This window comes from Streptomyces sp. NPDC060027, from assembly GCF_042737005.1.
Classification (GTDB): Bacteria; Actinomycetota; Actinomycetes; order Streptomycetales; family Streptomycetaceae; genus Streptomyces.
The window spans coordinates 28,381-35,881 of sequence record NZ_JBHWVI010000070.1 but is presented as its reverse complement, the minus strand read 5'-3'; the positions used below and the strand labels follow the sequence as shown (position 1 = coordinate 35,881).

Genomic DNA, 7,501 nt, shown 5'->3' with positions numbered 1-7,501 from the left:
GCATGGAGGAGCGTATGAGCCCCCGCAAACAGAACATGGAATCGTCCATCTACCTGGGTGGCGACGGCTGGTGGCACGGTCGCGTGACCATGGGCATCAAGGACGACGGAAGCCCGGACCGCCGCCACCGTCGCGGCAAGACCGAGGCCGAAGTGCGGCGCAAGGTCAAGGAATTGGAGAAGCTCCGCGACAAGGGCCGCGCCCCGAAAGCCGGCCGGGCACCCACCGTGGCCGCATGGATGGAGAACTACCTCACCAACATCGCCAGCCTCAAGCTCCGTCCGCGTTCCCTCGACGACTACTGGTCGAAGACCCGCAACGACATCATCCCGGGCGTCGGCAAACACCGGCTGGACAAGCTCGCACCCGAGCACCTGGAGCGGATGTACCGCGCGATGCTCGACGACGGGCACGCTCCCTCGCACGTGCTGAAAGTCCACCGCATCCTGTCGCGGGCCCTGAAGATTGCTCACCGCCGCCGGATCATCGCGGAGAACGTCGCGACACTCGTGGACCCGCCCACGGTCGACGAGACCGAGGCCAACCCGTTCACGATCGAAGAGGCGAAAGCCTTCCTGCGAGCAGCAGCGAAGCGCCCCACCTCGATGCGCTGGATCGTCGGCGTCGGAATGGGATTCCGGCAGGGGGAGGTCCTCGGCCTCCGGTGGCCGTACGTCGACCTCGAAGGCGAGATGTTCCACCCACAGTGGCAGTTGCAGCGCCTCACCTGGCGCCACGGCTGCAAGGCCCCGCACACGTGCGGGGAACGCCTCCACCGATTCGAGCCGTGCCCGCCGGACTGCACCACGCACAAGGGCTACAAGCGCGGTTGTCCCGCCCCGTGTCCGAGGACGTGCACCCGGCACGCGAGTGCCTGTCCCGAGCGAAAGGACGGCGGTCTCGTCTTCACTCGCCCCAAGACGAAGAAGAGCCGCAATTCCGTGCCGATCCCTCCGCCGTTCATCCCCTACCTGATCGAGCACAAAGAGCGGCAGGAAGCGCTACGCGAGGCCGCGGGCGATGGGTGGGAGGAGCACGGCGCCGTATTCACGCGGCCCGACGGCCGGCCACTCGACCCCCGGGCCGACTGGGAGGAATTCAAGGAGCTGCTCGCCGAGGCCGGCATCGACGACCGCCGCCTCTACGACGGCAGCCGTCACACGGCCGGCACGATCCTGAACGAGCTGGGCGTGGACATGGTCACCATCATGGAGATCCTTCGGCACACGCAGATCAGTCAGACGCGGCGGTACGTGAAGGGGCGGTCCCATCTCTCGAAGGACGCCATGCGCCGCATGGGAGACACCTTCCTGCCCGCGCCGCAGGCCCCTACTGAGACCGCAACTGAGACCCCCGACAGCCGTGCGGCACGCGCCGCCCGCCGCCGTCGCGTCCGCTGAACGCAAAAGCCCAGCTCAGACAAAGTCTGAGCTGGGCTGAAGGTGAGCCCCCTGTCGGATTCGAACCGACGACCTACGCATTACAAGTGCGTTGCTCTGGCCATCTGAGCTAAGGAGGCTTGCCGCGCGCGCGTGGCGTACGTGCCCGTGCAGTGTACCCACGTCGCGGCGGGCCCCCGTCGAAAGTTTCCGCGAACTTCACCGGTCTCGGGGTACTGACAGAACGCATGAACCCCAGGTAGCGTCCTGAGTCGGTTCACTCATGTGGACTACACCACTATGGGCGTTTCTGTAGTGGATCACCACCTTTACAACGGATCGTCCGGCACGTTCCTGCCGGTGAAGGGGGCCCATCACCATGGCCACTGTCTCGTTCAACAAGGCGACCCGCATCTACCCGGGTGGCGACAAGCCCGCCGTCGACCAGCTCGAGCTCGACGTCGCGGACGGCGAGTTCCTCGTCCTCGTCGGTCCCTCGGGCTGCGGAAAGTCCACCTCCCTGCGCATGCTCGCGGGTCTCGAGGACGTCAACGGCGGCTCGATCCACATCGGCGACCGCGACGTCACGCACCTGCCGCCCAAGGACCGGGACATCGCCATGGTGTTCCAGAACTACGCGCTGTACCCGCACATGACGGTCGCCGACAACATGGGCTTCGCGCTCAAGATCGCCGGCGTCAACAAGGCCGAGATCCGCCAGAAGGTCGAGGACGCGGCGAAGATCCTCGACCTCACCGAGTACCTCGGCCGCAAGCCGAAGGCCCTCTCCGGCGGTCAGCGCCAGCGTGTCGCCATGGGCCGCGCCATCGTGCGTGAGCCCCAGGTCTTCCTCATGGACGAGCCGCTGTCGAACCTCGACGCCAAGCTCCGTGTCTCGACCCGTACGCAGATCGCCTCGCTCCAGCGCCGCCTCGGCATCACCACGGTGTACGTCACCCACGACCAGGTCGAGGCCATGACCATGGGCGACCGCGTGGCCGTGCTCAAGGACGGTCTGCTCCAGCAGGTCGACTCGCCGCGCAACATGTACGACCGCCCGGCCAACCTCTTCGTCGCCGGCTTCATCGGCTCCCCGGCCATGAACCTGGTCGAGGTCCCGATCACCGACGGCGGCGTGAAGTTCGGCAACAGCGTCGTCCCGGTCAACCGCGAGGCCCTCAAGGCCGCCTCCGACAAGGGCGACCGCACGGTCACCGTCGGCGTCCGCCCCGAGCACTTCGACGTCGTCGAGCACAACGGCGAGGCCGCCAAGTCGCTCACCAAGGACACCGAGGACGCCCCGGCCGGCCTGGCCGTCTCCGTGAACGTCGTCGAGGAGCTCGGCGCCGACGGTTACGTCTACGGCTCCGCCAAGGTCGACGACGACCTCAAGGACCTCGTCGTCCGCGTCAGCGGCCGCGCGGTCCCGGACAAGGGCGCCACGCTGCACGTCGTGCCGCGTCCGGGCGAGATCCACGTGTTCTCCACCTCGACGGGCGAGCGCCTGTCCGACTGACGTCCGCGTCGTCCGGGCCGAACGCACACCCCGTAGGGGTGGAATTCACCCAAGTTGACGAAGAGGGCCCCGCAGCCTGCTGCGGGGCTCTTTTCGTTGTCGACAAATACCCCGGCAGACCGGGCATTTCGATATCTGTGCGTCAACGCACTACCCAGAAATCACCGCTTCCCCATCCCCCGAACCGGTGACTAAATGTCGCCAAATCATCACCCCGCGCTACCCTCACTCGCGTGAAGCACTCCACCACTAACCAACGGACCCGGCGTGGCCGTGGCCCCGCCCGCCGGATCGGCCGCACCCTCGCCCTCGTTCTGCCTGTCGTCCTGGTGCTCTCCGGGACTCTCGCGGTCACCCGAGTCGACTGGTCGGGGAACCCCTCGAGCTCGGTGCTCACCGCGTCCTCCGAAGACGTCTCGACGCGAGCCGTCTCCCGTGCCCCGCAGGACGTCCTGCGCGACAAGCTTCTCCTGGAGCTCCAGGAGAAGAACCCGGGCGTCGCCCTCACCCACCTCCAGCAAGCGGTGAACGGCCGCCCGTCGCTGGCGAAGCACTGCGTGTCCATCGCCCGCGCCCTGGGCCGCGCCGCGGTCCGCGCGTACGGCCCGACCCGCGCGCAGTCCTTCGCCCGCCCCGTCTGCGACACATCGTTCGCCTCGGGGGTCGCGGCCACCCACTTCTGAGGCCACCGCCCCCTTCCCGCGGCACGCTCCCCTCGGAGGCCACAGCTCCCTCCGAGGGGCACACCTTTCCGCGGCCGTCCCCCACGACGGAGCGAATCACCCGATTCCGGGCCGCCCGGCAACAGCTGATTAAGGAACGGTTGCCGCGGGAAGCCGCGTGCGGGGCGCCACGTACAGTTCGGGCATGACCGATCCGAACGCCGCGTCGCGCCCCGTTCAAGCCGTTGTCCTGGCCGGCGGCCAAGGTTCCCGGCTGCGTCCCTACACCGACGACCGGCCGAAGCCGATGGTCGAGATCCCCGGCACCGGGACACCGATCATCGGCCACCAGCTGACCTGGCTCGCCGAGGAGGGCGTCACCGACGTCGTCGTCTCCTGCGGGCACCTCGCCGACGTCCTGCAGAAGTGGCTGGACTCGGCCGACCTCCCCGTCAACGTCACGACGGTCGTCGAGTCGGAGCCCCTCGGACGCGGCGGCGGCCTCAAGTACGCCGCGGCGCACCTCCCGCACCCCGACAGTCCCTGGTACGCGACGAACGGCGACATCTGGACCCGTTTCTCGCTGCGCGACATGGCGGACTTCCACGCCGAGCGCGACGCGGTCGCGACGCTCGCGCTCGCCCGCCCCCGCATCCCCTGGGGCGCCGTCCAGACGGACGGCTTCGGTCACATCACGGACTTCATCGAGGCCCCGCCCTCCACGTTCGAGATCAACGCGGGCGTCTACGTCTTCTCCCCCGAGTTCACCGAGATGCTCCCCGAGCGCGGTGACCACGAGCGCACGACCTTCCCCCGCCTGGCCCGCGAACGGCAGCTGGCGGGCTTCCCGATCCCGCAGGGCGCCTACTGGCGCGCCATCGACACCGCCAAGGACCTCACGGAGGCGGCGAAGGAACTCGCGGCCCTGGGCCGCTAGGGACGCCCTCCCGGCCGCACACCCTCCAGGCCCTACGGGACGGCCCACGCCCTCCCGGCCCCACGAGACGGCCCACGCACCGGCAGGGCCCCGCACGCCTTCGTGCGGGGCCCTGCCGTCGTCGTGCGGGGTTGCGTGGCCGGAGCCGTCAGCCCAGCAGGCCGCCCACCAGGCCCGGCTGGCCGCCGGTGGACGCGTTCCCGCCGGTGGAGGTGCCGCCCGTGGAACCGGCGCCGCCCGTGCCTCCGGTGCCGCCGGCCGACGTGCCGCCGCTGTTGGTGGGGCCCGCGCTGGTGCTCGGGGCCTGGTCGACCGGCGAGGACTGCTGGGGCGGGGCCTGGCCGCTGCCCTGGGTCTGGCTGGGCTGCCCGCCGCCGCCGACCTGGCCGGTCTCCTGGGTCGCGCCCGGTGTGGTGGCCGCCTGCGACGGGGTCGCGGGAGCGCTCCGGGTGGGCGTCCGGGAGGCCGAAGGGGTGGCCTTCTGGTGCCGCTTGCCGGGCGTCTCGGGGAGCGGGGAGCCGGGCAGTTCGTTGCGCGGGGCCTCTCCGGGGCCGGGGACGACGACCCGGTCGGAGTCGCGGACGGCGCCGCCGAGAACCGACCCGATGAGCAGGGTGAGTCCGACGACGATGGCCGTGGCCAGCGCGCCGCGGCGCAGCACCCGCGCCCGCAGGTCCCAGATGTCGGCGCGCGGTCCGAGCCGGCGCCAGGCCTCACTGGTCAGCCGCCCGTCGGCGGAGTAGACCGGGGCACCCGCGATGATCAGCGGGGACCAGGCGGCGAGATAGATGATGTCGGGCGCGTCGTACGCGGGCACCGTCTTCCAGCTGACCGTGACGATGAGCGCCGCCGACAGCATCGCGCCGACGACGGCGGCCACCCGCTGCCACAGCCCGAGAACGGTCAGGACGCCGACGATGACCTGGAAGAAGGCGATGACGAGCCCGGAGCCGACGGGGTGCTGGAGCGCGAACTGCCGCAGCGGCTCGGCGACTTCCCACGGGTGCAGCGTGTTCAGCCACTTCACCATGGAGCCGCGCTTGCCGCCGTCGAAGTAGACGGGGTCGCAGAGCTTGCCCATGCCGGCGTAGATGGAGATGAAGCCGAGGAAGACGCGCAGCGGGAGCAGCACGACACCGAGGTTCATCCGGCGGCCCGGGTGGTACGCGTGCCGGACCGGATCGGAACTCCGCCTGACGGGGGCGTCGCCCGCCGTCTCGTCGAGGTCGTCGTCCTCGAAGTCGGCGTCCGTGTAGGCCCGTTCGTCGTAAGTCGGTTCGCCGTAAGCCGGTTCGTCGTAGGCGCTGCCCACGCTGCGCATCTGCGGCAGCAGTCGCTGCTCTTCGTCGACGGGGTTGCGCTGGCTGCCGACGAGGGGCGTCTCGACCGTGTCGACGGTCAGATCGCCCGCGTAGCCAGGCTGTTCGCCGATGCGCGGGATGACCCGGGTCGAGCCGGCGTCGGCCGTCGGCCCGGCGGGGCCGTGGGTCACACCCGCGCTCCGTACGGCCTGGAGCAGGCGGTGGGCGCCGGTGTCGTCCGGCGCGGATTTCCCGCTCCAGACGACGGGGGCGCGGCGGCGGGCCCCGCCCGCTCTGCCCGGCGCACCCGCGACGGGAATCCGCGAGGGGTCGCCGGAGCTCAAGTGCCGTGCGATGCGCGGGGACTGGCCCCGCGACGCGCCCCCCAGCTGGACGCGGAAGCTCGCATGATTGACGATGACCTGCGCCGGATCGCTCGGCACCTTCACCATGCTCAGCGCGGGAGCGTCGTCGAATCCCGACGAGCGGTCCCCCGTGGGTGTGCGGGGTGTTCTGGTGTCCACACTCATCTAACCGAGTGACGTGTGGTTAGGACACTGCTTTGACCACGCCGAACTGTCCGGACCGCGTCAAGATCGTTCAGAACTTCCCGATTGCCCCACGAGGGTGACCGTCCGGACGTCTGTTCAGGCGCGTCGGCGTGCTGCCTCGTACAGCACAACTCCCGCCGCCACACCGGCGTTCAGCGATTCCGCGCCACCGGGCATCGGAATCCGCACGCGGAAGTCGCAGGTCTCGCCGACGAGTCGGGACAGGCCCTTGCCCTCACTGCCGACGACGATGACGACGGGGCCGCCCAGCGCCTCCAGCTCACCGACCTCGACCTCGCCGTCCGCGGCGAGTCCGACCACCACGAGGCCGGCCTTCTTGTACGACTCGAGGGCGCGCGTCAGGTTGGCGGCGCGGGCGACGGGCGTACGGGCGGCGGCACCGGCCGACGTCTTCCAGGCACCGGCGGTCATGCCGGCCGCGCGCCGCTCGGGCACGACGACGCCGTGGCCGCCGAAAGCGGAGGCGGAACGGACGACGGCACCGAGGTTGCGCGGGTCGGTCACCCCGTCGAGGGCGACGATCAGCGGGTCCTGGCCCCCGTCGTACGCGGCGGCGGCGAGGTCCTCGGGGTGCGCGTACTCGTACGGCGGGACCTGGAGGACGAGGCCCTGGTGGTTGAGCCCGTTGGTCATGCGGTCGAGCTCGGGACGCGGGGCCTCCATCAGGTGGATGCCACCGCGCTCGGCGACGAGCTGGAGCGCCTCGCGGACCCGCTCGTCGTTGTCGATGAACTGCTGCACGTACAGCGTCATCGCGGGGACGCCCTCGCGCAGCGCCTCGACGACGGAGTTGCGCCCGACGACCATCTCGGACGTGCCCTTGCCGCCACGGCCCTTGGGGTGGGCGGGGCGGCGGACGATCTGCTTCGCCTTGGCGTTGGCGACGCGGTTCTTCTTGTGGCCCTTGCGCGCCTCGGCGGGCGGGGTCGGACCCTTGCCTTCCAGGCCCCGGCGTCGCTGGCCGCCACTGCCGACCTGCGCGCCCTTCTTGCCGGACATGCGGCGGTTGTTAGCAGCCATGACCTACCTGTCTGTGTGAGGCGTGCGTACGTACGTATATGAAGTGTGGCCCCCCGAGGTGCCGGCGGCCCAAAAGATCAAGGCCCACGGAGGGCGGCCGGGGCCCCCGGGGCG

Annotated in this window: 6 protein-coding genes and 1 tRNA gene; 4 read left to right on the top strand and 3 right to left on the bottom strand. The window is 70.4% G+C overall.

Annotation, left to right across the window (positions count from 1 at the left end):
- The first annotated feature begins 14 nt into the window (after window positions 1-14).
- Window positions 15-1,400: a tyrosine-type recombinase/integrase gene (locus tag ACFWBT_RS19395; protein WP_385701799.1), complete on the top strand. Its 1,386-nt coding sequence runs from the start codon at window positions 15-17 to the stop codon at window positions 1,398-1,400.
- A 45-nt stretch (window positions 1,401-1,445) separates the two neighbouring features.
- On the opposite strand, the gene ACFWBT_RS19390 is transcribed toward ACFWBT_RS19395, so the two are convergent.
- A tRNA-Thr gene (locus ACFWBT_RS19390) sits at window positions 1,446-1,519 on the bottom strand.
- Window positions 1,520-1,758: 239 nt separating this feature from the next.
- Between ACFWBT_RS19390 and ACFWBT_RS19385 the strand changes: the two genes are divergently transcribed.
- The 3 genes from ACFWBT_RS19385 (at window position 1,759) to ACFWBT_RS19375 (ending at window position 4,494) form a co-directional block, all read left to right on the top strand.
- Entirely contained in the window at window positions 1,759-2,895 is a 1,137-nt protein-coding gene (locus ACFWBT_RS19385) for an ABC transporter ATP-binding protein (RefSeq protein ID WP_385701797.1), read from the top strand.
- 233 nt (window positions 2,896-3,128) lie between these two features.
- Window positions 3,129-3,578 (top strand): hypothetical protein, encoded by a 450-nt coding sequence (locus ACFWBT_RS19380; RefSeq protein ID WP_385701795.1) that lies wholly within the window; start codon window positions 3,129-3,131, stop codon window positions 3,576-3,578.
- 184 nt (window positions 3,579-3,762) lie between these two features.
- On the top strand, window positions 3,763-4,494 hold the full coding sequence (locus tag ACFWBT_RS19375; RefSeq protein WP_385701792.1) for an NDP-sugar synthase: 732 nt from the start codon (window positions 3,763-3,765) through the stop codon (window positions 4,492-4,494).
- Between the two features lie 148 nt (window positions 4,495-4,642).
- On the opposite strand, the gene ACFWBT_RS19370 is transcribed toward ACFWBT_RS19375, so the two are convergent.
- Window positions 4,643-6,325 carry a DoxX family membrane protein gene (locus ACFWBT_RS19370; protein ID WP_385701790.1) on the bottom strand — a complete coding sequence of 561 codons (1,683 nt, stop codon included), beginning with the start codon at window positions 6,323-6,325 and terminating at the stop codon, window positions 4,643-4,645.
- A 117-nt stretch (window positions 6,326-6,442) separates the two neighbouring features.
- The gene (gene rlmB, locus ACFWBT_RS19365; RefSeq protein WP_385701788.1) at window positions 6,443-7,387 is read right to left on the bottom strand and encodes a 23S rRNA (guanosine(2251)-2'-O)-methyltransferase RlmB; all 945 of its coding nucleotides are present in this window, start codon (window positions 7,385-7,387) and stop codon (window positions 6,443-6,445) included.
- Window positions 7,388-7,501 lie beyond the last annotated feature (114 nt).

What these genes read in the sequence shown, in the direction of transcription:
- ACFWBT_RS19395 (WP_385701799.1), top strand. Translation starts at nt 15, where the DNA reads ATGAGCCCCCGCAAACAGAACATGGAATCGTCCATCTACCTGGGTGGC.
- ACFWBT_RS19385 (WP_385701797.1), top strand. Translation starts at nt 1,759, where the DNA reads ATGGCCACTGTCTCGTTCAACAAGGCGACCCGCATCTACCCGGGTGGC.
- ACFWBT_RS19375 (WP_385701792.1), top strand. Translation starts at nt 3,763, where the DNA reads ATGACCGATCCGAACGCCGCGTCGCGCCCCGTTCAAGCCGTTGTCCTG.
- ACFWBT_RS19370 (WP_385701790.1), bottom strand. Translation starts at nt 6,325, where the DNA reads ATGAGTGTGGACACCAGAACACCCCGCACACCCACGGGGGACCGCTCG.
- rlmB (WP_385701788.1), bottom strand. Translation starts at nt 7,387, where the DNA reads ATGGCTGCTAACAACCGCCGCATGTCCGGCAAGAAGGGCGCGCAGGTC.